This is a genomic window from Escherichia sp. WS1118, assembly GCF_046487695.1.
GTDB lineage: Bacteria > Pseudomonadota > Gammaproteobacteria > Enterobacterales > Enterobacteriaceae > Escherichia > Escherichia coli.
On the sequence record NZ_JBJQIZ010000011.1, the window covers coordinates 80,432 to 103,307 of the forward strand.

Genomic DNA, 22,876 nt, shown 5'->3' on the forward strand with positions numbered 1-22,876 from the left:
CCGGCTTACATCTTTACATCATTCAATGCTCACCCGCGTTACGCCATCTGTTTCTATAAAACCAAACCGCACCGGCAAGAAACGCTCCACCACGGCGATATTGGTCAGCAGATGGCATGAGGGATGGGCGACCGTAAATTCCCCCGTGCCCGCCAGCGCCATCGGTAGCACCAGTTGGTCGGCGAGATATTCCCCCACCGCCGCCGGGCTTGCCAGGTAGCGTTTCACCTCTTTCACCAACTGTGCCGCGACCACCTCGGCACTGACGCGCTTTTCACCGACGACAAAAAAGCGTTCGGTGATATTTTCACTTTCGACTTCAAGCGAGACGGTATTACCCGGCCCCTGGTCGCGCGGCAGGTTATGAATATTCTGTTCATGCAAGGAAAAACTACCCGCCAGTGTAGCGATTTCACGCTCAGCAACATGGCGCGGCACACCAGCCAGTAGCACCTCTCCACGCATCTGCACAATGTTCCCGCGCTCGCCAAGTTGCAAGCTATTAAACGATGCCACCGGTGAGACTTCCGTTGCTACCATGCCGCCTCCGGCAGGATAAAAACCGTGACGTAACAGCGTGGTTTGCTGATGAACTCCTATTTTCGCCAGCAGCGGCTCCAGCACCCGACGGATAAAATCCGCAGGCGGGGCCGACGGGTTATCGGTGCCGCCGCTCACTTCAACACGCGAAGGTCCATCGGCAAACCACAGCGCGGGCAGCACCGTTTGCAGCACCAGCGTACAACTTCCGGCGCTACCGATAGCAAAGCGGTAATCGCCGCCGCGCACGGTGCCAGGTCGGAAGACCAGACGCTGCGACCCCAGCTCAGCGCCTTCCACCGTTGCCCTACAAATTTCCGCAGCCGCTTTTACCGCGGTCAGATGTTGGCGCAACAGCCCCGGTTTCGCCCGCCCGGCACGAATGCCGGTGATGGTAAATGGCTGGCCGGTTATCATCGACAGGCTCAGCGCCGAGCGCAGGATCTGCCCGCCGCCTTCGCCCTGTGCGCCATCCAGCACAATCATCCTTTTCATCATTTATCCTTTTACGCACACCACCTGACGCAGGGTATAGATAACTTCCACCAGATCGCTTTGTGCCGCCATCACCGCATCAATATCTTTATACGCCATCGGGATTTCGTCGATCACCTCGGCATCTTTACGGCACTCCACATGCGCGGTGGCACGGATTTGATCTTCCACACTGAACAGTTTTTTCGCTTTAGTACGGCTCATTACCCGCCCGGCACCGTGGCTGCACGAACAGAACGACTCTTCATTTCCCAGCCCACGGACGATAAAGCTTTTCGCCCCCATCGAACCGGGAATAATTCCATATTGACCCGCACGCGCAGACACCGCGCCTTTACGCGTCACATAGATCTCTTCGCCAAAGTGCTGTTCTTTTTGCACATAGTTGTGGTGACAGTTGATCTCTTCCATCGCCAGCGTTTGTGGCTGTTTTACCGTTTTCTGCGTAACGCTCTGCAACGCCGTTACCACGTTTTCCATCATCGCATCGCGGTTAAGGCTGGCAAAAAGCTGCGCCCAGGCCACGGCTTTCAGGTAATCATCAAAGTATTCCGTACCTTCCATAAAGTACGCCAGGCCACGCGATGGCAACGTTTCAAGCGTTTCCTGCATCTCTTTTTGCGCCAGATCGATAAAGTAAGTTCCGATGGCATTACCGATTCCGCGTGAACCGGAGTGCAGCATAATCCACACCTGGTCCGACTCATCAAGGCAGATTTCAATAAAGTGGTTACCCGTTCCCAGCGTTCCCAGGTGTTTATAGTTGTTAGTGTTAAGGAAACGGGGATATTTTTGCGTTAACCACTGATAACCGGCTTCCAGCTCAGCCCATTTCGCATCGACGTTAACAGGTGGATTTTCCCATGCGCCTTTATCACGTTTACAACGGCCAGTGGTACGTCCGTGCGGCACGGCCGTTTCAATCGCCTGACGCAGCTCCGCCAGGTTTTCAGGCAGGTCTACCGCCGTTAACGCGGTACGCAGCGCGTTCATTCCACAACCGATATCCACGCCCACCGCCGCCGGAATAATCGCCCCTTTGGTCGGGATCACGCTACCAATGGTGGAACCTTTACCCAGGTGTACATCAGGCATTACCGCAATATGTTTGAAAATAAACGGCATCTTCGCGGTATTAATAAGTTGCTGACGCGCATCGGCTTCTACCGGCACGCCTTTGGTCCACATTTTTACCGGAGCATTTTCAGTGGTCAGTAATTCGTAATTCATTTTGTTTTTCTCTTTTCGTTGTTTGCTGTCCTGATAATTGCAACCGTCGTGCCAGAAAACCAAATAAGCAGCTTAATTTTTTAATTCATTGTTTTTAAAAATATTATATTTTTACGTCCGTAAACGGAGATTTCCCGCAAAGCCGATTTACCGATAATGAAATCTCGTCTTTTATAAGGATATCTAAGATGCGTAAAACAGTGGCTTTTGGCTTTGTCGGAACGGTGCTGGATTATGCCGGGCGCGGCAGTCAGCGCTGGTCAAAATGGCGTCCGACACTCTGTCTATGCCAGCAAGAATCGTTAGTTATCGATCGGCTGGAATTATTGCACGACGCCCGCTCGCGCTCGCTATTCGAAACGCTTAAACGCGATATCGCCAGCGTTTCGCCAGAAACAGAAGTGGTGGGCGTTGAGATAGAACTGCATAACCCTTGGGATTTCGAAGAGGTTTACGCCTGCCTGCATGATTTCGCCCGTGGTTACGCGTTCCAGCCAGAAAAAGAAGACTATTTAATTCACATCACCACCGGTACCCACGTCGCGCAGATTTGCTGGTTTCTGCTGGCAGAAGCGCGTTACCTGCCCGCCCGGTTGATACAATCTTCACCACCGCGCAAAAAAGAGCGGCCCGATAGCCCTGGCGCAGTGACGATTATCGATCTCGATTTAAGCCGTTATAACGCCATCGCCAGCCGCTTTGCCGAGGAACGCCAGCAAACGCTTGATTTTCTTAAGTCCGGCATTGCCACGCGTAACTCCCACTTCAACCGCATGATTGAGCAGATTGAAAAAGTGGCGATAAAATCCCGCGCACCGATCCTGCTTAACGGCCCGACCGGTGCAGGTAAGTCATTTCTGGCACGACGCATCTTCGAGCTAAAACAGGCGCGGCATCAGTTTAGCGGCGCGTTTGTGGAAGTGAACTGCGCCACCCTGCGCGGCGATACCGCCATGTCGACGCTGTTTGGTCATGTGAAAGGCGCGTTTACCGGGGCGCGGGAATCGCGTGAAGGATTATTACGCAGCGCCAACGGCGGAATGTTGTTTCTTGATGAGATTGGCGAACTGGGCGCAGACGAACAGGCAATGCTGCTGAAAGCCATTGAAGAGAAAACCTTTTACCCGTTTGGCAGCGATCGCCAGGTGAGCAGTGATTTTCAGCTTATCGCCGGAACGGTGCGCGATTTGCGCCAGTTGGTTGCCGAAGGCAAATTTCGTGAAGACCTGTACGCGCGAATAAATCTCTGGACCTTCACCTTGCCAGGATTACGCCAACGCCAGGAAGATATTGAACCGAACCTGGATTATGAAGTGGAGCGCCACGCCTCACTCACTGGCGACAGCGTGCGTTTTAACACCGAAGCGCGGCGTGCCTGGCTGGCCTTTGCGACCTCTCCCCAGGCAACATGGCGCGGTAACTTTCGCGAACTTTCTGCCAGCGTCACGCGGATGGCCACCTTTGCCACTAGCGGACGCATCACACTGGATACGGTGGAAGATGAGATCAACCGTCTGCGCTATAACTGGCAGGAGAGTCGCCCCTCCGCGCTTACGGCGTTGCTGGGCGCAGAGGCAGAAAACATCGATCTCTTCGACCGTATGCAACTGGAACACGTTATCGCTATCTGCCGCCAGGCAAAGTCGCTTTCAGCTGCCGGACGTGAACTGTTTGACATTTCGCGCCAGGGTAAAGCCAGCGTCAATGACGCGGATCGGCTACGCAAATACCTGGCGCGTTTTGGTCTGACATGGGAAGCAATGCAGGATCAGCACAGCTCCAGTTGAATATGATGGTCCTTCAGCACCTGCATCACGCTCGCAGGCGGCATCGTGTCGGTGTAGACAGCATCGACCATGCTGATGCTACCCATATTGACCATTGCGTTACGGCCAAATTTTGAGTGGTCGACAACCAGCATAACGTGGCGCGAGTTCTCAATGATGGCGCGTTTGGTGCGAACTTCGTGGTAATCGAACTCCAGTAGCGAGCCGTCGCTATCGATGCCGCTTATCCCCAGAATGCCGAAATCAAGGCGGAACTGGGAGATAAAATCGAGCGTTGCTTCGCCAATGATCCCGCCATCACGGCTGCGTAATTCGCCACCGGCAAGAATGATACGGAAATCCTCTTTTACCATCAGCGTGTTAGCGACGTTGAGATTGTTGGTCACAATGCGTAAATTGCTGTGATTAAGCAGCGCGTGCGCCACCGCTTCCGGCGTGGTGCCGATATCGATAAACAGCGTCGAGCCATTGGGAATTTGCTCCGCCACTTTGCGGGCGATGCGCTCTTTTTCTTCGGTCTGGGTGGCCTTGCGATCGTGCCACGGCGTGTTAACCGAACTGGAAGGCAGCGCCGCACCGCCATGATGGCGCAGGATCAGGTTTTGCTCTGCCAGCTCGTTGAGATCGCGGCGAATAGTCTGCGGGCTAACGGAGAAATGCTCTACCAGTTCCTCGGTGCTGACATAACCCTGCTGTTTAACCAGTTCGATAATACCGTTGTGACGTTGTGTTTGTTTCATTGATAAATCCCTGGAATTATTTTCGTTTTCGCGCATTGAGCGAATCAACAAAAGCCATCGCTAAACCCACGGCTAACCCGGCGATGTGTGCTCCGTTCGCCATCGACATCCCAAACAAATCAAACCATCCGGCGACAATCCAGATCAACGCAAAGATAATTAACCCACGTTGCAGGTAAATGCCACTTTGCGGATCGCGTTCGCCACGTAGCCAGACGTAGCCCATCAGCGCATACACCACGCCAGAAAGCCCGCCAAACCACGGCCCGCTGAATTTTTGCTGCACATAGCCGCTTAACAGGGCGCTAATGAGAGTAATGACAATTAGCTTACCGCTACCGAGGCGTTTTTCCACCGCACCGCCGAGATACCACCACCAGAGCAGGTTAAAGAGGATATGCATCAGCGAGAAGTGCATTAACGCGTGGGTGAAGTAACGCCAGAACTCAAATTTCAGCGTCGGATCGAATGGCCAGGCCAGCCATAACATCACTTCCTGATCGCCGAGAATTTGCATGGCGATAAACACCACCACGCAGGCGATCATCATCACCCAGGTTACCGGACCTGCGCGTTCACGCAAGGCGGCAAAGAAAGGATAACGGCGATAATGCAGGCCACTGCCGGTATGGCCCGCCTGCCAGCTGGCCGCCAGATAACGCGGATCTGCCGGGTTTTCGAGAAAACGCGCCAACTCCGCCCGCACGCGCTCGGCCTGGGACTCATCCGCCAGCCAGACATCGCTTTGGTTATGTTGTTGAATCGTGAGGATAACACCCTGCGTCGCCATGTAATCAACAAACGCCTGCGCCACGCGGGGGTTAGCAAAAGAGGTAATCATCAACATCGTTGCTGTCGCTTATTCCACACAAAAGGGGACAGTATAAAGCGTTACGCGCCGTACGCCACCTCTGCGGGAAACTGGCGCTGCCAGGCTTCAAAACCGCCATCAATGCTGTAGACCACATCGTAGCCCTGTTGCAGCAGATACTGCGCCGCGCCTTTGCTGCTATTGCCGTGATAACACATCACCATCACCGGAGTGTCAAAGTCGTTATCACGCATAAACGCGCCCAGCGTGTCGTTGGTTAAATGGAAAGCCTGCACCGCATGCCCCATTGCGAAACTCTGTGGATCGCGAATATCGACCAGCACCGCCTCTTTTTCCTGCAACTTCTGGTGCGCGTCGGCAACGTTAATACATTCGAACTGATCCATGCGTCTCTCTTTCTTTACAAACAAGTGGGCAAATTTACCGCACAGTTTACGTCGAAGCGGCAGATAAACGCCATAATGTTATACATATCACTCTAAAATGTTTTTTCAATGTTACCCAAAGCGCGATTCTTTGCTAATATGTTCGATAACGAACATTTATGAACTTTAACGAAAGTGAATGAGGGCAGCATGGAAACCAAAGATCTGATTGTGATAGGTGGCGGCATCAATGGTGCTGGTATCGCGGCAGACGCCGCTGGACGCGGTTTATCCGTGCTGATGCTGGAGGCGCAGGATCTCGCTTGCGCGACCTCTTCCGCCAGTTCAAAACTCATTCACGGTGGCCTGCGCTACCTTGAGCACTATGAATTCCGCCTGGTCAGCGAGGCGCTGGCTGAACGTGAAGTGCTACTGAAAATGGCCCCGCATATCGCTTTCCCGATGCGTTTTCGCCTGCCGCATCGTCCGCATCTACGCCCGGCGTGGATGATTCGCATTGGTCTGTTTATGTACGATCATCTGGGTAAACGCACCAGCCTGCCGGGATCAACCGGTTTGCGTTTTGGCGCAAACTCAGTGTTAAAACCGGAAATTAAGCGCGGATTCGAATATTCTGACTGTTGGGTAGACGACGCCCGTCTGGTACTCGCCAACGCCCAGATGGTGGTGCGTAAAGGCGGTGAAGTGCTTACTCGTACTCGTGCCACGTCTGCTCGCCGCGAAAACGGCCTGTGGATTGTGGAGGCGGAAGATATCGATACCGGCAAAAAATATACATGGCAGGCGCGCGGCCTGGTTAATGCTACCGGCCCGTGGGTGAAACAATTTTTCGACGACGGGATGCATCTGCCTTCGCCTTATGGCATTCGCCTGATCAAAGGCAGCCATATTGTGGTGCCGCGTGTGCATACCCAGAAGCAAGCCTACATTCTGCAAAACGAAGATAAACGTATTGTCTTCGTGATCCCGTGGATGGACGAGTTTTCCATCATCGGCACCACCGATGTGGAATACAAAGGCGATCCAAAAGCAGTGAAGATTGAAGAGAGTGAAATCAATTACCTGTTGAAAGTGTATAACACGCACTTTAAAAAGCAGTTAAACCGGGACGATATCGTCTGGACCTACTCCGGCGTGCGTCCGCTATGTGATGATGAGTCCGACTCGCCACAGGCCATTACCCGTGATTACACCCTTGATATCCATGATGAAGACGGCAAAGCCCCGCTGCTGTCGGTATTCGGCGGTAAGCTGACCACCTACCGCAAACTGGCGGAGCACGCGCTGGAAAAACTGACGCCATATTATCAGGGCATTGGTCCGGCGTGGACGAAAGAGAGCGTGCTGCCGGGTGGTGCCATTGAAGGCGACCGTGACGATTACGCCGCCCACCTGCGCCGCCGTTACCCGTTCCTGACTGAATCGCTGGCACGTCACTACGCGCGCACTTACGGCAGCAACAGCGAACTGCTGCTCGGCAATGCAGGGGCGATAAGCGACCTCGGTGAAGATTTCGGTCATGAGTTCTACGAAGCGGAGCTGAAATATCTGGTCGACCACGAATGGGTCCGCCGCGCCGACGATGCCCTGTGGCGTCGCACGAAACAAGGCATGTGGCTAAATGCGGATCAACAATCTCGTGTGAGTCAGTGGCTGGTGGAATATACGCAGCAGAGGTTGTCGCTGGCGTCGTAAGGATGATGCCCGGTTGTGAAGTGCAACCGGGCTATTTGAATTCCTTAGACTATTCATTGTAAATAATTGAAGAACGGCCCCAGAGCTAAAATCGCCAAACTTAAGCACGTTACCCAATCGCCCCACTTCTTCCTATGGCTTCTATTTTTGCTACGCCACTGGCAATAATATCCCAACGCAAAACCAAGCTGGGCACTAATCGGGCCGACAAAATCAGTCCACGGCTGCGGCCAAAAAGGGGAAAAATTCAGGGGAAGCCAGACAAATGTCAGAAAGAAATTTCGGATATTTTCCAGCAACGCTGATTTCTCTGGAGAAATATAAAGAATGAAATTCGAGAGAATTAACCAGAAATAGACCGGAGAAAAGACCAGCCAGCAATGTAGCCTGTTTTTTAATTCAGGAGGCGTTCTGCGGGAGAATTGCCAACCGATGCCACCCATTACACTGAAAAAAAGTGCATATTCAACCAATAACTCAAGTTGTAATTCCTGAAGAGAAATACGCACAACCAGGAGCGGAAAGGAGAATATTATTTCCGCCAGAAAAGTTAACGTGAATATAAGTACGGCTAAGGCAATAACCGTCGGCCATACCAATAATGGTACGATAACAAAACCGAGAATTACAGGGGGAATATAAAGCCGGAATTTAATCATTTTTATTTTCCTGGTGATTCGGATGATGCGTCATACATCGCGCATAAACACTCATCAATCATCCAGTCGTCTTCCCAGATCTGATACTGTGTGCCCTGTTCGGGCTGCTTAAGCGGGTTCTCAATCGCCTGCCGCGCGCGTTCTTTCAGGATGGATTGATTGTTGAAGGCCCAGGCATTGATTTGGGCGGTAATGGCTTTATCGATATCGTCCTGGTTATCTCTGATATAACCGTCACGATACGTATTCAATAAACAGGCAAGAGACGCTGCCGACCAAAATCCGGGAACTGAAATAATGGCATCAAGCAATGGCGAAAGAGCGATATCGGCACGGAAAAACATTTCCAGCTTGTACTGTAATTCGACAGCCTCATCCCCAGATACCCAATCAGTCATATACTGGCAAGCAAATTGCTGCAATATTTCCCGTTCATCCTCACGCCAGTTTTCTTTACTGGCAAGGTTTATACGCCGTAGAGAAAATACTTCGTGAATATTGTCAAATTGCCCCTGCGCAACAAACTCCAGTAAACGAGGCAGAAAATAACGAACCTCATCGCTGTTTTGCGGATCAGGTCCTGGACTACTATTCCAGGCATTGATTAAGGAATAAGGAATCGCTCGCAACGATGTATTCCGTAATGCTTTTTGTTCCTGTTGACTCAGACAATATTCACAACAAACCACAAATTGCTTCGGCGCCGGATAACGACGAAAAATATGATATATCTGCTCAATTAATGCCTGCATGGCAGGAGTGGGGTGCATAATTACCCCCTCGCCCGCTGATCGCGTGTAAAGGGTTGATAGACAAAACGAGCATTCGCCGCATTCAGGCGAATAATGGCACTACGAGAGAGGGAAAAGCTGGGCCGAATGCAATAATTACAGTCCCAACAGCTTTCCTCTGTGCAATTTTCCACTGAGTAATGACGCGCGTAGAGTTTCAGTTCAGCCTGCTTATCGCGAAATCCGCGTAAACTGTTATCGTTTTGAAATTGCCAGGCTTCTTTAAACACTTGAAAGATATAAACATCCTCAATCCAGGCGTCACATTTTTTAAGCGGACGCTTTGCTATGATCACCCGCTCATCCGGGTTGAGCATCGCCGTAAATTGTACGGTGAAGTCATTTGTCGTGTTCAGATCACATTGAACATCTGGTACATCACTGATATAGAGGTCAAATCCAAAGTCAGCACCACAGGCACAAAGACGGCTAATGGTGGCGGTATCGAGGGAAAATCCCGGCCATACATTGCTGGACGTTAAACCAATATTTAATGTGACATCATATCGAGATAATCCCTCAAGACCGGCAGCACCGGCGAACTTTTCCCCTTCATCCAGGACCTGGTTAATGAGTTGCTGAACAATGCCTTCATCCCAGTATGTTGATTTGCAGTTGGCAATCGTAATATCCACGCCAGTGAATGGATCAGTACCGGAGAGGCTTGCAAATAACGTATCAACTAATTCCATTTTTATTATCCGGCTTAATGCAACATTTTATTCATCGGCACATAACCTACATTTTCCACCAGGTTTTTCCCCTGTAGAATTAAAAATATTTTTTTGTTTTACATTCTGTTCATCCCTATTATTGCATTTTATTTTGCGGTGATAGCTAAACCGACTCTGTACTGGCTCAAAAATTACTGATATTCCACTCGCAATATAGCCAGTGCATTATAACGACCTGCCGCAGGCACTTTTCCAGTTGTACTAACAGGTAAAGTCAGAAAAGTAACATCAGCAGTTTGCGCAGAAGCAGCCTGGTTTTCCACCAATCTGAACGGAACGCCTACTGATGTTGCCAGGGCATTTAAATCTACGGAGTTTTGCTGACTATCCATAATCATAATACCAACATCAGGATTATCTTGTGCCTGAATAATACTTTGTTTCCCATTGGTATCACGTGTGGCGGAAATGTTACCGTCGAATACCAACGTCATTACCGCATCTGTATCTTTATTCGTACAATTAATCGGAATAGTTGTTGCTACAGGAGTAACACCAGCGGGCTTCGCTCCGGCACCAGCCCGGCTCAATTCACTGGCCCACACATCCGGCATATTAACAGTAAAACTCGTACCCTCATTAATAGTGCAACCTTGCGGAACCTGAATATTTAAGTTTCCTATGTAGGCATTAAAGACAGGGATAGGACCATGTTCGGTAGGGATCTGGCTGACATATAATGACACCAATAATACGTTACTTAATGAAACATCAGATATAATTTTTTTATCAATCCTGATTTTAATATATCCTTCAGTACCTGATGCCCAATTAGATGGTTTGCTTCTGTCCCCCGGATAATTGGTATTATAATTTTCGAATGGCACAATTTTATCTGTCATTGTGCCATTTTGATTATAAAGTTTTATATGAGTAGAGACAGATATTTCATGGGTGAGTGGAATAAATACATCACTCCCTTGATGATCACCACTGGCACCAGACGGATCTATTCCAGAGACAGCACTGAAGTAAATTTCATAATCATCAAGAGAATTACAATAAGCCTTATAGGTTCCAACCTTCCAGATTTGTGATGGCAATACAGTGCCAGGCGCATTTTTGTTGACATCAGAAACCACTATAGTACCAAAATTATAAGAAAAGGATGCAGGCGTAGTATTATTACTCGGTGAACCCGGATAACAATATGCACGTTCTCGCCCCATATCTTCAGCATTAGCAATAGAAGAAAGAACATTTGAAAATATAATAATCAATAAAATGAAATATCTTCTATACCAATAAGTATGTATACGCATATCATGTCCTCAGATATATTATTGACTAAATGCAAAGCCAGTAACATCCAACTGTGAAGGATTTAATTTTACTTTCAAAATTGGCAATACATTATTATAAATGTCCAATGTCTGCCATGCTATTTCACAAACCCCTTGCGATTTACACCATGATTGTTGGCGATGGCTAAATGGTGCGACCATACCACCATCTATAACTTTACCATCAACATGTAGGTTATAGAGTGTCACATATCTGGGGCCTGGATTATAAACGGTAACAATTTCATTTTTTCGTGCCCAGCGTAATTTTTGATATGACATATTCGGGTCTTCAGACAAATTTGATGGCCGATAGAATATTTTCATACGATTGCGGACTGCTATTTGCAATTGATTATCAGTTTTGACTGAATGACTATTTTCCAACGTTGGTAATGCTGCAACATTCAGTATAAATAAACTTTCCCGGTCGGCAGGTAAACTGCCACCAACACGATTAATTCTTATTTTTGTATTTTTGTCAGGCTTCAAAATAAACAGTGGCGGAGTTGCGATAAATACCGTTTCAGAATATGAGGGCAAAGATTCAACCGTTCCCGTCAACTGACGAGCATCATCAGGGGAGACTGCAACCTTGACTAACATATCTCTGTCTGAAGTGTTTTTGAGTTCAACAGATATTGAGGACTGATTTTCCGGATACGCAAAACGCGTTCCACCGATCACTAAGCCTGCTTGTGCTGTAGAGAATAAAAGGGAAAATAATACTATGACTACCTTAATCATAGGTGACAATAAACGATACTGACGCATTTGCATCCCCTGGTTGGACATTATTTTTTAATGCTTTGTAAGCCGCAAAAAAATGCAATATATTATCAACTGATGATGTAAGTGAAAAACCCATGCTTTTAACATCATTACTAATACTGCCTTTGTTCTTATCAAAAATCGTAAGTGCAAGCCCCTCTACCGAGCCATCTTCCAGCTTATATAAACTGGCATCTTCAGAAACTGTATTGCCGGTAAACTTTATATACGCGTTGCCAACATCACTACCACAGCGGGTTAACGTTATGGAAAAATAAACCTTTTCAGTAACATCCCCTGCACTCCTTACCGAACTACTGGGTACGTCTGGCATATTAACTGTAAAATTTTTTGACTCATCAGAAATAATGCAGGTTTTTTCGGTAATTAACCCTTCAATACGAACCACTCCGGCATGAGTGATATCATCAGCAAAAGAATTTGTTGATATTATAAACAAAAATAAACTAATGAATATCTTCATATCTCCCTCACTGATAATCGATATCAAAATACAACAGAGCATTTGCTTGCCCGGCATGTACATTTTCCTGAGTTGATTTATAGCGAAGTTTAAACGTCAAATTAGCATCACCGTTTTCATTTAACACTAAATCACGAAAACCTGATTCACCATTAATGGCAATCGCCACATCATTGTTATCCAATATTTCTATTCCCAGTCCAGTCGCACTATCTGCACCGGCGGAGAGACGCAGTAATGCGCTATTAATGGCATCTGCATCACCAGTAAACCGCACATTGGCGCTCACACCAGAACTATAAACAGTACTTTTTGCAGTCGGGCATCCTTGTACATTAATCGTAAACGTTTGACTCGGAGAAACATCACCTACATTTAAAAATTCATTAGCATCATAAGTGCCCATTTTTACCGACTGATCTTTACTTCCGGTAGTAATGTCACAGCTTTTTGCCAACAAAATCCCAGTAAATGTAACAACAACTGAATCATTGGCCTGCCCTGAGAGCGGAAAAGCAAAAAAAGCGAAAAAAATAAAAAATACAGAATATTTAGAGAATATTAAATTCATTAGCGGCACTCCAGAGTTGCATAGCTAACAGGATTATCCAGTTCTGTTTCAGGGAGCTTGTAATTAGCCTGACATTTTTGCTGAACACCGTCTCCCCACTGGATATTAATAACACCTTCTAAAGGCAATCCTGAGAGATAAAGTTGTCCATTATCGCCGACAATCCCGGTAATTTGACTACTGTTTTTAATCTGAGCGCTGGCTGTAGCACCGAATGGGACTGATTTATTACGATAACGAACTGTGAACAAACCACGAATACCGATATGAGCAGCAAACTCTGCACGAACTAACGCACCTTTTCCCGGAATAACTTCAGTGGAAGTGATATCCAGTTCAGTATGCATATTCATTGACATAGGATCTAATGAAATATTATTACGTCTATATTCTGTTGCATAAGGAACAACTGCATATCCACGCCAGTCAGTGGATATTCCTGTCCCCCGCTGAACATCCACATTATTCGCTCCAGGCGCTTTTATCAAAACATTAGTTTCACCTAATGGTTGACTCAACGTAAGACCATTTTCATGTACAACAAGAGCACCACTGATGCCATAGTTTATTTGTTGATTACCTTCATTATCGTAACTGTAGGCGGAATTCAAGGAACCATATGCCCCACGATAATTAACACCAACAGAACCACTACTGCTATTATCCTGATTAGCAAAACCATGTTGTATGTTATAACTGAGATTATGCTGCTCCAACAGAGAACCAGATACCCCCGTATATTGGTTTACCTGTCCGTGGTTATCCTGACTATAACCATACGTTGCAGTCATGGCATTCGATGATGAGCGCCCATCATTCGTGGAAGATAACCAATTACTTATAGGTAATGAGACATTTAGCGAGACAATTTTATCCGCATTTGTCCCTGGTGATTTACTGTAATTCCACGCAACATTTAGATAGATACCCTTAATACTGGTGTTATAACCAACTTGGTATAAAGAATCTTTTTTATCAGTATTCCAGTATGTTTGCTGACTAGCCGATAAATACATAGACCCGTAGTTACCGAAAGGTTGCGATACACTAGCCTGAAATTTTCCACGTTTGCTATAACGCAAGTTATAAAAATCATTCCAGTTATAAACGTAATCTTTATCATCTAACGTTTTTGGATCAACAACAGTCCCTGACATTTGTTGGTATGTCGTATCACTTAAAGTGTAAAAGCCCTGGGTTGAATAACGATAGCCAATAATATGGAATGCTGTTCCTGTCTGAACTAACGATTTGGAATAAAGAAAACGATAAGATTGCCCTTGATGTTTGCTCCCATCCACAAGCGAACTGTTAGCCTGAGTCACATCAAACGATGTTGCACCAAATACACCCAGATTCAGGCCAAGGCCGAGCGCCAACGCCCGGTAATCCTCAGAGAATTGTGCCCCACCATAAGCCGTAATATCCCAGGGTAAACCCCAAATTAATTCCCCCTGAAATACATAAGGACTTTTCTGGTTATAGCTATTGCTTCGATATTGGCCAACCGTAGTAGAATATTTTAAATGACCTTCTCGTTGCAGGATGGGGACAGCGGCATAAGGTACGGTATAGACAGTTTCTGAATTATCAGACTCTTTGATGGTAACTTCCAGATCTCCCGCAGATGATGTCGGGTTAAGATCGCTAATCTCAAACGGTCCCGGCGGCATATAGGTTTGATAAATGACATAACCATTCTGTTTGATTGTTACCTGAGCGCGACTTTTCGCAATTCCGCGCACCGTGGGAGCGAAACCACTTTGACTATCGGGCAACATATTTTCGTCAGATTCCAGTTTTATGCCACGAATACTAACACTGTCGAAAACATCTGATGATGACCATGTATCTCCTAGCGTTAATTCACTTCTGAAAGGAATAATAACTCGCTGCAACGTACTACTGATATGCTCCAGTTTACCTGCTGAATTACTCCCACGACTCCAGGTTGAATAATCGCGAAAACGCCATGCACCAATATTGATCCCAGCGCGAAGATTTAAATAATAGTTATTTGAAGAGTAATCACCACGATCGTTATTACCAGAAAAGTCATAATTCAGCAAAAAAGCTGTAATACCGTTATCCCACTGTTCTGGTGGAATATATCCGCGAGCGTCACGTTTTATTATCGCCTGTGGAAAGGTCAGTTTAAGTCTCTGTGCATCCAGCTCCGGCATGTAATGCACATCGGGAAACCAGATACGCAAATCAAGGCAACTATTTTCAGATGAAGCCAAAGCCTGCTCTGGCAGCGCATTTTTGTTAATTCCAAGGCTTAATAAGTCAGCAAGTGAAAGGCAGGGAATCAGTTGATTCTCATCGTCTGCTTTAAAAGTTACAGTACGAGAGAGTAAAGGGGAATCATTGACCCAAACTTCGACTTCATAGCTACCAGGAAGATAAGTCATCCCTTTCTCGAAGCGGGATAAGTCAGCAACAGCTTCAGTATCACCCGACAGAAAAGCAGGGTTAAAGCGCATTCCCGCGATTGAACATGCAGGCATAATAACCAGAAGAAGCGGCACAACCCGTTTCATCTGCTTTTGTGCCGCCATCCAATATTCGCATCTTTTGAGCTTTAGGTTCATATCCCTGACCTGTGTTGCATCTGAACTATTCCGTTGTTACTGCATTATTCCTTTCTGCCGCTCCGTCGTAGCGCCAAAGTCATTAATTGTTTGATAAGTAATTTCACCAGCCAACGTCACTGGCGACGAGACCGTAATATCACTTTTCGGTGGTACAAACATATTGGGCAATTTACTCCCTTGTACTTTAATTCCTGTCAGTGTCAGGTAATAAGGCGAAGGATTGATAACTTTTAGTTGTTTGCCCTCATACTTAAACCGCAACATATTTCGTGCTTTTCCTGGTTGCACAGGTAGATTTTCCGGGCGATAAAATAGCTTGATTTTGTTTTGTAATGCCAACTGTAAGGTATTCTTCTGTGTATTTTTCTCATCTGTTGGCGGAATTGCTTTAACATTCATCCAATACAAAGTTTCACGATCGGTCGGCAAATTAGTCTTACCAAGAAACATGATACGTAATGAAGCTTCTTTACGCGTTGGTAACATAAAGAGGGGAGGAGTGATAACAAAATCCTGGCTCTTTTTTTCCGTTTTACTGTCATCAACCCATGATTGAATTAAATAACTGGTGTTGTCACCGCTATTTTGCACACTGAGTGTTATTTGCTTACTTTCTGCCGGATAAATCAATCGCGTTACGCCAAGGCCAAACCCGCCCGCGGACGCATTATTAATAAATAATATCGATAGTAAAAAAAGAATCCCTGAGCGTATAATATTTTGTGATACTTTTAATTCATCCCTGAATCCATAAACCCATTTTTTATTTCCAATAATACATTTCATACAGCATCCTTGTTGATGAAATAACACCTGTTATTCATACTCTATTAAATAATTTCAATCTCAGGTTACAACTTTTTGTAACCTGAAATCGTATTTATATTTACTCGTACAGCACCACAAAACTTGCTGTTGACTTAACTACACCAGGTGCAACAGTGCTACCGTTTTGAGCATAACCTGCAGTAAAGGCCGCGCTGAAATCATGGGTCGTAGCATTTCCTGGAATTGTATAAGCGGCGGTGGAGGCGCTACCCTCTGCCGCAGTAGTATTCAGGTTAATCAGACCATTATTCGTCGTACCTTTGGAGTAAATTCGAATCCCTACACCAGTCGCCCCCGCATTGCCGCTGTTGTCAGCATCCGTTGATCCTTCTACTTCGTTAGCGAGCGTTTTATTAGCGCTATCTGCAGTACCGGTAAAACGGAACTCAATTTTCTGATCCTCTGTATTGCTACATTCGGTCAGATTAATATTGAAATCGGTCTGGTTGCTCGCCCCCTGTGCTTCTACGTCGATACCAGTGAAAAGGTTGGAAGGCACAACCGGCAGGACAACTTCAATCTGTTTTGAATCGGTTGCGACCTTACAGGTAGCTTTCACTACACGGCCAGTAAAGCGGATTTTCCCCCCCATTGAATCAACGTTGTCATCCATATCAGTGAGCCTGGGATAATCAACGGTGCTCCAGTCAGTATCCGCCCCACCAAATTGTGTTGCATCGCCGGGTGCTGCGGTTACCGCAGTAGACATCAGCATACCTGATGCCAGTAATACTGCGGATAAATTAGATAAATTGAATTTCATTTATACCTTTCCTTTTGTTAAAAAATCCAAGCAACATTGGTGTTTTTACATTCTGCGTTAATAAGTTATATCTCACAAAAAAGAAGCTGACGTTGGCTAATTCCAGAAGGTTCTTTAGAAGAGTAATTGAGTGAATAATATTATATATGCTGCTTAGTAATGTACCTAAAATAATCCAAAGCCGCAATAAGTGAGTTTATACTCACATATAACACACTGATAATGATAAAATTTATTTTTACGTGGGGTTGTAATAGGGGCAATAAAACATAAATAACATGAATAATATTAATGCATTCATAATAAATTAATATTATTTGAAATAACAAAACACCAAAAACATTATCATCAATCGTTATTTAATATATATTAATGGTATATATTAAATAGAATAACATACATCAAAGTTATTGTTTATTGTGTATAGAAATACCGTGAGTTCCACGCTGTATTACTTCAGCGGAACACACGGTATTTAGCCGTATTTGAACTTACAATCTCACCGGATCAATATGCCAGATATGATCGGCGTACTCTTTGATCGTACGGTCAGAAGAGAAGTAGCCCATATTGGCAATGTTCAGCATCGCTTTTGCGGTCCACTCTTCCTGACGCTCGTAGAGTTCGTCGACTTTATCCTGACAATCGACATAGCTGCGATAATCCGCCAGTACCTGGTAGTGATCGCCGAAGTTGATCAGCGAATCGACCAGATCGCGATAGCGACCCGGATCTTCCGGACTGAATACACCGCTGCCGATTTGCGTCAGCACCTGATGCAGCTCCTCATCTTTCTCGTAGTATTCACGCGGTTTGTAGCCCTGACGACGCAGTTCTTCCACTTCTTCCGCTGTGTTACCAAAGATAAAGATATTGTCAGCACCGACATGATCCAGCATCTCGACATTCGCACCGTCCAGCGTACCGATAGTCAGCGCGCCGTTAAGCGCAAACTTCATGTTACTGGTGCCGGAAGCTTCCGTCCCCGCCAGCGAAATCTGTTCAGACAGATCGGCCGCCGGAATGATCAACTGCGCCAGGCTAACACTGTAGTTCGGGATGAACACGACTTTCAGCTTGTCGCCAATCTGCGGATCGTTGTTGATCACTTTCGCTACGTCATTGATCAAATGAATAATGTGCTTCGCCATGTAATAGGCCGAAGCCGCCTTACCGCCAAAAATATTCACGCGCGGTACCCACTTCGCATCCGGGTCGGCCTTGATGCGGTTATAGCGGGTGATCACGTGCAACACATTCATCAATTGACGTTTGTATTCGTGAATACGTTTGATTTGCACATCGAACAGCGCTTTCGGATTTACCACCACATTCAGCTGCTGGGCGATATACTCCGCCAGACGCTTTTTGTTCTCCAGCTTCGCCTGATGCACCGCGTGATTAACCATTGGGAAATCACAGTGTTGTTGCAGATCATTAAGCAGGCTAAGGTCGGTGCGCCAGTTGCGGCCCAGGTGTTCGTCCAACACGGCTGAAAGCGATGGGTTCGCTACCGCCAGCCAGCGACGCGGCGTCACACCGTTGGTGACGTTGGTGAAACGACCCGGGAAGATTTTCGCAAAGTCGGCAAATAGCGATTGCACCATCAGGTTAGAGTGCAGCTCCGATACACCGTTAACTTTGTGGCTCACCACAACCGCCAGCCAGGCCATACGCACACGACGACCGTTGGATTCATCAATGATCGACGCCCGTCCCAGCAGATCGGTATCGTTCGGATACTGTTCCTGCAAGGTTTTCAGGAAATAGTCGTTGATTTCAAAGATGATCTGCAGGTGACGCGGCAGAATTTTACCCAGCATATCGACTGGCCAGGTTTCCAGCGCCTCGCTCATTAGCGTGTGGTTGGTGTAGGAGAAGACCTGACAACACACTTCAAACGCGTCGTCCCAGCTAAATTGGTGCTCATCGATCAGCAGACGCATCATCTCAGGAATCGACAGCACCGGATGAGTATCGTTGAGGTGAATCGCAATTTTATCCGCCAGGTTATCGTAGGTTTTATGCAACTGATAATGGCGGCTTAAAATGTCCTGAATGGTCGAGGAAACCAGGAAGTATTCCTGACGCAGTCGTAGCTCACGCCCGGAGTAGGTGGAGTCGTCCGGATACAGTACGCGAGATACGTTCTCGGAGTGGTTTTTATCTTCCACTGCCGCGAAGTAGTCGCCCTGGTTGAATTTACCGAGGTTAATTTCGCTACTGGCTTGGGCACTCCACAAACGCAACGTGTTGGTCGCGTCGGTGTCGTAACCTGGGATTATCTGATCGTAAGCTACTCCCAGAATCTCTTCGGTTTCAATCCAGCGCGTTTTTTTACCTTCCTGCTGAATGCGACCGCCAAAACGGACTTTATAGCGCGTGTTGTGGCGTTTGAATTCCCACGGGTTACCGTATTCCAGCCAGTAGTCAGGCGACTCTTTCTGGCTACCGTTAACGATGTTCTGCTTGAACATACCGTAGTCATAGCGGATGCCGTAACCGCGCCCCGGCAACCCTAACGTCGCCAGAGAATCGAGGAAGCAAGCCGCCAGACGGCCCAGGCCACCGTTACCGAGGCCCGGGTCATTTTCTTCATCAATCAGCTCTTCGAGATTTAATCCCATCGCTTCCAGTGCGCCCTGTACATCTTCGTAAATTCCTAGCGACAACATGGCGTTGGAAAGCGTACGGCCAATCAAAAACTCCATCGACAGGTAGTAAACCTGACGAGTTTCTTGCGACAACTGGGCACGGTTTGAGCGTAACCAGCGCTCCACGAGACGATCGCGCACAGCAAATAACGTTGCGTTCAGCCATTCATGTTTATTGGCGACGACCGGATCCTTGCCAATCGTAAACATCAGCTTGTAAGCGATAGAGTGCTTAAGAGCTTCTACGCTAAGCGTGGGCGATGAATATGTAAACGGAGCATTCATATAGGCGTTTCCTGAAAACTATTTCAAGCGATAGTAAAGCTCACGGTACGACTTCGCCGCGACCTGCCAGCTAAAATCCATTGCCATAGCCTGACGTTGCACAAACCGCCACAGTGAAGGACGGGACCACAGTACAAAAGCACGTCGAATAGCCCGTAACAGCGACCAGGCATTACTATCTTCAAAGACAAACCCACTGGCGACGCCATCTGCAAGGTTCTCAAGAGAACAGTCAGAAACCGTATCAGCAAGCCCACCGGTGCGCCGCACTAACGGCAGCGTACCGTACTTCAATCCATAAAGTTGCGTTAAGCCGCACGGTTCAAAACGGCTGGGCACCAGAATGACGTCCGCGCCGCCCATAATGCGATGCGAAAATGCTTCGTGATAGCCAATCTGAACGCCCACCTGGCCGGGGTATTCCGCTGCCGCCGCAAGGAAACCTTCCTGCAGCACCGGATCGCCCGCGCCGAGTAGCGCCAACTGCCCGCCCTGCTCCAGAAGACCAGGTAAGGCTTCCAGCACCAGGTCGAGACCTTTCTGGCTGGTAAGACGGCTCACCACTGCAAAAAGCGGCACTTTATCGTCAACCTTAAGCCCCATTGCGATTTGTAACTGGCGCTTATTTTCCGCTTTATCTTCCAACGTATCGCGGGTGTAACGCGAGGCCAACAGTAAGTCCGTCTCTGGACTCCAGATTTTCTCGTCCACGCCGTTCAGTACGCCGGAAAGACGCCCTTCACGGTGACGCTGTTGCAACAGACCTTCCATACCGTAGGCAAACTGCGGTTCGGTGATCTCGCGAGCGTAGGTTGGGCTGACTGCCGTAATGTGATCGGCATAGTACAGACCGGCCTTCAGGAAAGAGATTTGTCCGTTGAATTCCAGCCCATGAATATTAAAGAACGACCATGGCAATTGGATGTCATTCATGTGATGTGCATAAAACATGCCTTGATAGGCCAGGTTGTGCACAGTAAACACCGACTTCGCCGGACGCCCGCGCGCCGCCAGATACGCAGGCGCAAGGCCTGCATGCCAGTCGTGCGCATGCACCACATCAGGACGCCAGAATGGGTCAAGCCCGCTGGCCATTTCTGCCCCAACCCACCCCAGCAGCGCAAAACGCAATACGTTGTCGGTATAGGCAAATAAGTTGGTATCGTGATACGGGCTTCCCGGACGATCATAGAGATGCGGCGCGTCAATCAGGTATATGCCAACCCCGTTGTAATGACCGAACAACAGCGTGATATGTCCGGCGAAGGTATCACGACGGGATACTACCTGCGCATCGGTCACGCCACGGCGAATATCGGGAAATGCAGGCAACAGTACGCGAGCGTCAACGCCGTCTGCGATTTGTGCTGCGGGTAATGCCCCAATAACATCAGCCAGACCGCCGGTTTTAAGCAGCGGGAACATCTCTGAACATACATGTAAAACCTGCATTATCGCTCCTGTTTATGCCCTAACTTCCGTAGCATTTCGCGCGTTACCAGCACGATGCCTTCTTCTGAACGATAGAAACGACGTGCATCTTCCTCTGCGTTTTCACCAATCACCATGCCTTCCGGAATAACACAAGCACGATCGATGACGCAGCGGCGCAGACGGCACGAGCGACCTACCCATACTTCCGGTAACAATACGGCGGAATCAATGTTGCAGAATGAATTCACGCGAACGCGCGAGAACAGAACGGACTGCACCACCACCGAACCGGAGATCACACAACCGCCGGATACCAGTGAGTTAAGGGTCATCCCGTGGCTACCGGAGCGATCCTGCACGAATTTCGCTGGCGGTAATGATTCATTGTAGGTGCGAATTGGCCAATTGCGATCGTACATATCCAGTTCCGGCACCACAGAGGCCAGATCGAGGTTCGCTTTCCAGTAAGCTTCCAGCGTACCCACATCGCGCCAGTACGGCTCGGCATCCGGGTCGGATTGTACGCAAGAGAGCGGGAACGGGTGCGCATAGGCCAGACCGGCTTCGGTGATCTTGGGAATCAAATCTTTGCCAAAGTCGTGGCTGGAGTTCTCATCGCGATCGTCTTCTTCCAGCAGTTCATACAGATAGTCGGCGTCAAAGACGTAAATACCCATACTCGCCAGAGATTTGCTCGGATCGTTCGGCATTGACGGCGGGTTAGCTGGTTTTTCAACGAATTCGATAATTTTATCGTTCTCATCAACCGCCATAACGCCAAACGCGGAGGCTTCTTCAATCGGTACTGGCATACAAGCAACGGTGCAACGTGCACCTTTTTCGACGTGGTCGATAAGCATACGCGAGTAGTCTTGCTTGTAGATATGGTCGCCCGCCAGGATCACCACGTATTCCGCTTTATAACGGCGGATAATGTCGAGGTTTTGGGTGACCGCATCTGCGGTGCCGCGATACCAGTTTTCCCCTTTCATTCTCTGCTGTGCTGGCAGCAGATCGACAAACTCGTTCATTTCTTCATTGAAGAATGACCAGCCGCGCTGGATGTGCTGCACCAGAGTGTGGGACTGGTACTGGGTGATCACGCCCATACGACGGATCCCGGAGTTGATGCAGTTAGACAGCGCAAAGTCGATAATGCGGAACTTACCGCCGAAGTGTACGGCCGGTTTTGCTCGCTTATTGGTTAAATCCTTCAGGCGGGTACCACGTCCTCCCGCCAGTATCAGGGCAACAGATTTCAATGGCAGCTGGCGCGCCAACATTAAGTGATCGTTCTTCTCTAAACTAACCATGACT

The 22,876-nt window shown here is 47.8% G+C and carries 20 protein-coding genes; 2 read left to right on the forward strand and 18 right to left on the reverse strand.

All coding sequences use genetic code 11. The features are described 5' to 3' along the window. Window positions 1–18 precede the first annotated feature (18 nt). Together rtcA and rtcB are read right to left on the reverse strand one after the other, a co-directional pair. Entirely contained in the window at window positions 19–1,035 is a 1,017-nt protein-coding gene (gene rtcA, locus ACJHYO_RS18585; protein ID WP_015912562.1) for an RNA 3'-terminal phosphate cyclase, read from the reverse strand. A 3-nt stretch (window positions 1,036–1,038) separates the two neighbouring features. Continuing rightward, a complete protein-coding gene (gene rtcB / locus ACJHYO_RS18590; protein ID WP_085455584.1) occupies window positions 1,039–2,265 on the reverse strand; it encodes an RNA-splicing ligase RtcB in 1,227 nt (408 codons plus the stop codon). A gap of 188 nt (window positions 2,266–2,453) precedes the next feature. Here rtcB and rtcR point away from each other — a divergent pair, with 188 nt between their 5' ends. Then, window positions 2,454–4,052 (forward strand): DNA-binding transcriptional regulator RtcR, encoded by a 1,599-nt coding sequence (gene rtcR, locus ACJHYO_RS18595; protein WP_001232923.1) that lies wholly within the window; start codon window positions 2,454–2,456, stop codon window positions 4,050–4,052. Here the strand turns inward: rtcR and ACJHYO_RS18600 are convergent. Genes ACJHYO_RS18600 through glpE form a run of 3 tightly spaced genes read right to left on the reverse strand, consistent with a single transcriptional unit; the run spans window position 4,034 to window position 6,010 of the window. Beyond that, window positions 4,034–4,792: a DeoR/GlpR family transcriptional regulator gene (locus ACJHYO_RS18600; RefSeq protein WP_001296480.1), complete on the reverse strand. Its 759-nt coding sequence runs from the start codon at window positions 4,790–4,792 to the stop codon at window positions 4,034–4,036. The two genes, rtcR and ACJHYO_RS18600, sit on opposite strands and share 19 nt — an antisense overlap. Window positions 4,793–4,808: 16 nt before the next feature. Then, on the reverse strand, window positions 4,809–5,639 hold the full coding sequence (gene glpG, locus ACJHYO_RS18605; protein ID WP_000928723.1) for a rhomboid family intramembrane serine protease GlpG: 831 nt from the start codon (window positions 5,637–5,639) through the stop codon (window positions 4,809–4,811). Window positions 5,640–5,683: 44 nt separating this feature from the next. Further along, window positions 5,684–6,010: a thiosulfate sulfurtransferase GlpE gene (gene glpE / locus ACJHYO_RS18610; protein ID WP_000371928.1), complete on the reverse strand. Its 327-nt coding sequence runs from the start codon at window positions 6,008–6,010 to the stop codon at window positions 5,684–5,686. Window positions 6,011–6,199: 189 nt separating this feature from the next. Between glpE and glpD the strand changes: the two genes are divergently transcribed. After that, window positions 6,200–7,705 carry a glycerol-3-phosphate dehydrogenase gene (glpD, locus tag ACJHYO_RS18615; protein WP_085455585.1) on the forward strand — a complete coding sequence of 502 codons (1,506 nt, stop codon included), beginning with the start codon at window positions 6,200–6,202 and terminating at the stop codon, window positions 7,703–7,705. Between the two features lie 53 nt (window positions 7,706–7,758). On the opposite strand, the gene ACJHYO_RS18620 is transcribed toward glpD, so the two are convergent. From ACJHYO_RS18620 to glgC, 13 genes are all read right to left on the reverse strand, one after another. Further along, on the reverse strand, window positions 7,759–8,364 hold the full coding sequence (locus tag ACJHYO_RS18620; protein WP_085455586.1) for a hypothetical protein: 606 nt from the start codon (window positions 8,362–8,364) through the stop codon (window positions 7,759–7,761). A 2-nt stretch (window positions 8,365–8,366) separates the two neighbouring features. Further along, window positions 8,367–9,134 (reverse strand): hypothetical protein, encoded by a 768-nt coding sequence (locus tag ACJHYO_RS18625; RefSeq protein ID WP_000553740.1) that lies wholly within the window; start codon window positions 9,132–9,134, stop codon window positions 8,367–8,369. Between the two features lie 2 nt (window positions 9,135–9,136). Next, on the reverse strand, window positions 9,137–9,847 hold the full coding sequence (locus ACJHYO_RS18630) for a hypothetical protein (RefSeq protein ID WP_000424219.1): 711 nt from the start codon (window positions 9,845–9,847) through the stop codon (window positions 9,137–9,139). Between the two features lie 173 nt (window positions 9,848–10,020). Continuing rightward, a complete protein-coding gene (locus ACJHYO_RS18635) occupies window positions 10,021–11,151 on the reverse strand; it encodes a fimbrial protein (protein WP_001304928.1) in 1,131 nt (376 codons plus the stop codon). Window positions 11,152–11,169: 18 nt separating this feature from the next. Next, entirely contained in the window at window positions 11,170–11,946 is a 777-nt protein-coding gene (locus ACJHYO_RS18640) for a molecular chaperone (protein WP_001304929.1), read from the reverse strand. After that, window positions 11,912–12,484, reverse strand: coding sequence for a fimbrial protein (locus ACJHYO_RS18645; protein ID WP_001363061.1), 573 nt, complete (start codon window positions 12,482–12,484; stop codon window positions 11,912–11,914). Before ACJHYO_RS18645 ends, ACJHYO_RS18640 begins: the two co-directional genes overlap by 35 nt. After that, window positions 12,435–12,998 carry a fimbrial protein gene (locus ACJHYO_RS18650; protein WP_001048912.1) on the reverse strand — a complete coding sequence of 188 codons (564 nt, stop codon included), beginning with the start codon at window positions 12,996–12,998 and terminating at the stop codon, window positions 12,435–12,437. Before ACJHYO_RS18650 ends, ACJHYO_RS18645 begins: the two co-directional genes overlap by 50 nt. Then, complete coding sequence (locus tag ACJHYO_RS18655; RefSeq protein WP_001049767.1) at window positions 12,998–15,592, reverse strand: fimbrial biogenesis usher protein; 2,595 nt, start codon at window positions 15,590–15,592, stop codon at window positions 12,998–13,000. The genes ACJHYO_RS18650 and ACJHYO_RS18655 overlap by 1 nt, the downstream gene beginning before the upstream one ends. A 36-nt stretch (window positions 15,593–15,628) precedes the next feature. Then, window positions 15,629–16,381, reverse strand: coding sequence for a molecular chaperone (locus ACJHYO_RS18660; RefSeq protein WP_000649748.1), 753 nt, complete (start codon window positions 16,379–16,381; stop codon window positions 15,629–15,631). A 100-nt stretch (window positions 16,382–16,481) separates the two neighbouring features. Next, window positions 16,482–17,186, reverse strand: coding sequence for a fimbrial protein (locus ACJHYO_RS18665; RefSeq protein WP_000671316.1), 705 nt, complete (start codon window positions 17,184–17,186; stop codon window positions 16,482–16,484). A gap of 491 nt (window positions 17,187–17,677) precedes the next feature. Then, a complete protein-coding gene (gene glgP / locus ACJHYO_RS18670) occupies window positions 17,678–20,125 on the reverse strand; it encodes a glycogen phosphorylase (RefSeq protein ID WP_000993444.1) in 2,448 nt (815 codons plus the stop codon). 18 nt (window positions 20,126–20,143) lie between these two features. Beyond that, window positions 20,144–21,577: a glycogen synthase GlgA gene (gene glgA, locus ACJHYO_RS18675; protein ID WP_001197646.1), complete on the reverse strand. Its 1,434-nt coding sequence runs from the start codon at window positions 21,575–21,577 to the stop codon at window positions 20,144–20,146. After that, a complete protein-coding gene (glgC, locus tag ACJHYO_RS18680; protein WP_000253975.1) occupies window positions 21,577–22,872 on the reverse strand; it encodes a glucose-1-phosphate adenylyltransferase in 1,296 nt (431 codons plus the stop codon). Before glgC ends, glgA begins: the two co-directional genes overlap by 1 nt. Window positions 22,873–22,876: the final 4 nt, after the last annotated feature.

Excerpts from the sequence above, each read along its gene's own strand:
- glgA (WP_001197646.1), bottom strand. The coding sequence starts at position 21,577 with ATGCAGGTTTTACATGTATGTTCAGAGATGTTCCCGCTGCTTAAAACC.
- ACJHYO_RS18640 (WP_001304929.1), bottom strand. The coding sequence starts at position 11,946 with ATGCGTCAGTATCGTTTATTGTCACCTATGATTAAGGTAGTCATAGTA.
- rtcA (WP_015912562.1), bottom strand. The coding sequence starts at position 1,035 with ATGAAAAGGATGATTGTGCTGGATGGCGCACAGGGCGAAGGCGGCGGG.
- ACJHYO_RS18665 (WP_000671316.1), bottom strand. The coding sequence starts at position 17,186 with ATGAAATTCAATTTATCTAATTTATCCGCAGTATTACTGGCATCAGGT.
- glpG (WP_000928723.1), bottom strand. The coding sequence starts at position 5,639 with ATGTTGATGATTACCTCTTTTGCTAACCCCCGCGTGGCGCAGGCGTTT.
- ACJHYO_RS18650 (WP_001048912.1), bottom strand. The coding sequence starts at position 12,998 with ATGAATTTAATATTCTCTAAATATTCTGTATTTTTTATTTTTTTCGCT.
- ACJHYO_RS18620 (WP_085455586.1), bottom strand. The coding sequence starts at position 8,364 with ATGATTAAATTCCGGCTTTATATTCCCCCTGTAATTCTCGGTTTTGTT.
- ACJHYO_RS18625 (WP_000553740.1), bottom strand. The coding sequence starts at position 9,134 with ATGCACCCCACTCCTGCCATGCAGGCATTAATTGAGCAGATATATCAT.
- rtcB (WP_085455584.1), bottom strand. The coding sequence starts at position 2,265 with ATGAATTACGAATTACTGACCACTGAAAATGCTCCGGTAAAAATGTGG.
- ACJHYO_RS18660 (WP_000649748.1), bottom strand. The coding sequence starts at position 16,381 with ATGAAATGTATTATTGGAAATAAAAAATGGGTTTATGGATTCAGGGAT.
- glgP (WP_000993444.1), bottom strand. The coding sequence starts at position 20,125 with ATGAATGCTCCGTTTACATATTCATCGCCCACGCTTAGCGTAGAAGCT.
- ACJHYO_RS18635 (WP_001304928.1), bottom strand. The coding sequence starts at position 11,151 with ATGCGTATACATACTTATTGGTATAGAAGATATTTCATTTTATTGATT.
- glpD (WP_085455585.1), top strand. The coding sequence starts at position 6,200 with ATGGAAACCAAAGATCTGATTGTGATAGGTGGCGGCATCAATGGTGCT.
- ACJHYO_RS18630 (WP_000424219.1), bottom strand. The coding sequence starts at position 9,847 with ATGGAATTAGTTGATACGTTATTTGCAAGCCTCTCCGGTACTGATCCA.
- glpE (WP_000371928.1), bottom strand. The coding sequence starts at position 6,010 with ATGGATCAGTTCGAATGTATTAACGTTGCCGACGCGCACCAGAAGTTG.
- glgC (WP_000253975.1), bottom strand. The coding sequence starts at position 22,872 with ATGGTTAGTTTAGAGAAGAACGATCACTTAATGTTGGCGCGCCAGCTG.
- rtcR (WP_001232923.1), top strand. The coding sequence starts at position 2,454 with ATGCGTAAAACAGTGGCTTTTGGCTTTGTCGGAACGGTGCTGGATTAT.
- ACJHYO_RS18655 (WP_001049767.1), bottom strand. The coding sequence starts at position 15,592 with ATGAACCTAAAGCTCAAAAGATGCGAATATTGGATGGCGGCACAAAAG.
- ACJHYO_RS18600 (WP_001296480.1), bottom strand. The coding sequence starts at position 4,792 with ATGAAACAAACACAACGTCACAACGGTATTATCGAACTGGTTAAACAG.
- ACJHYO_RS18645 (WP_001363061.1), bottom strand. The coding sequence starts at position 12,484 with ATGCCGGGCAAGCAAATGCTCTGTTGTATTTTGATATCGATTATCAGT.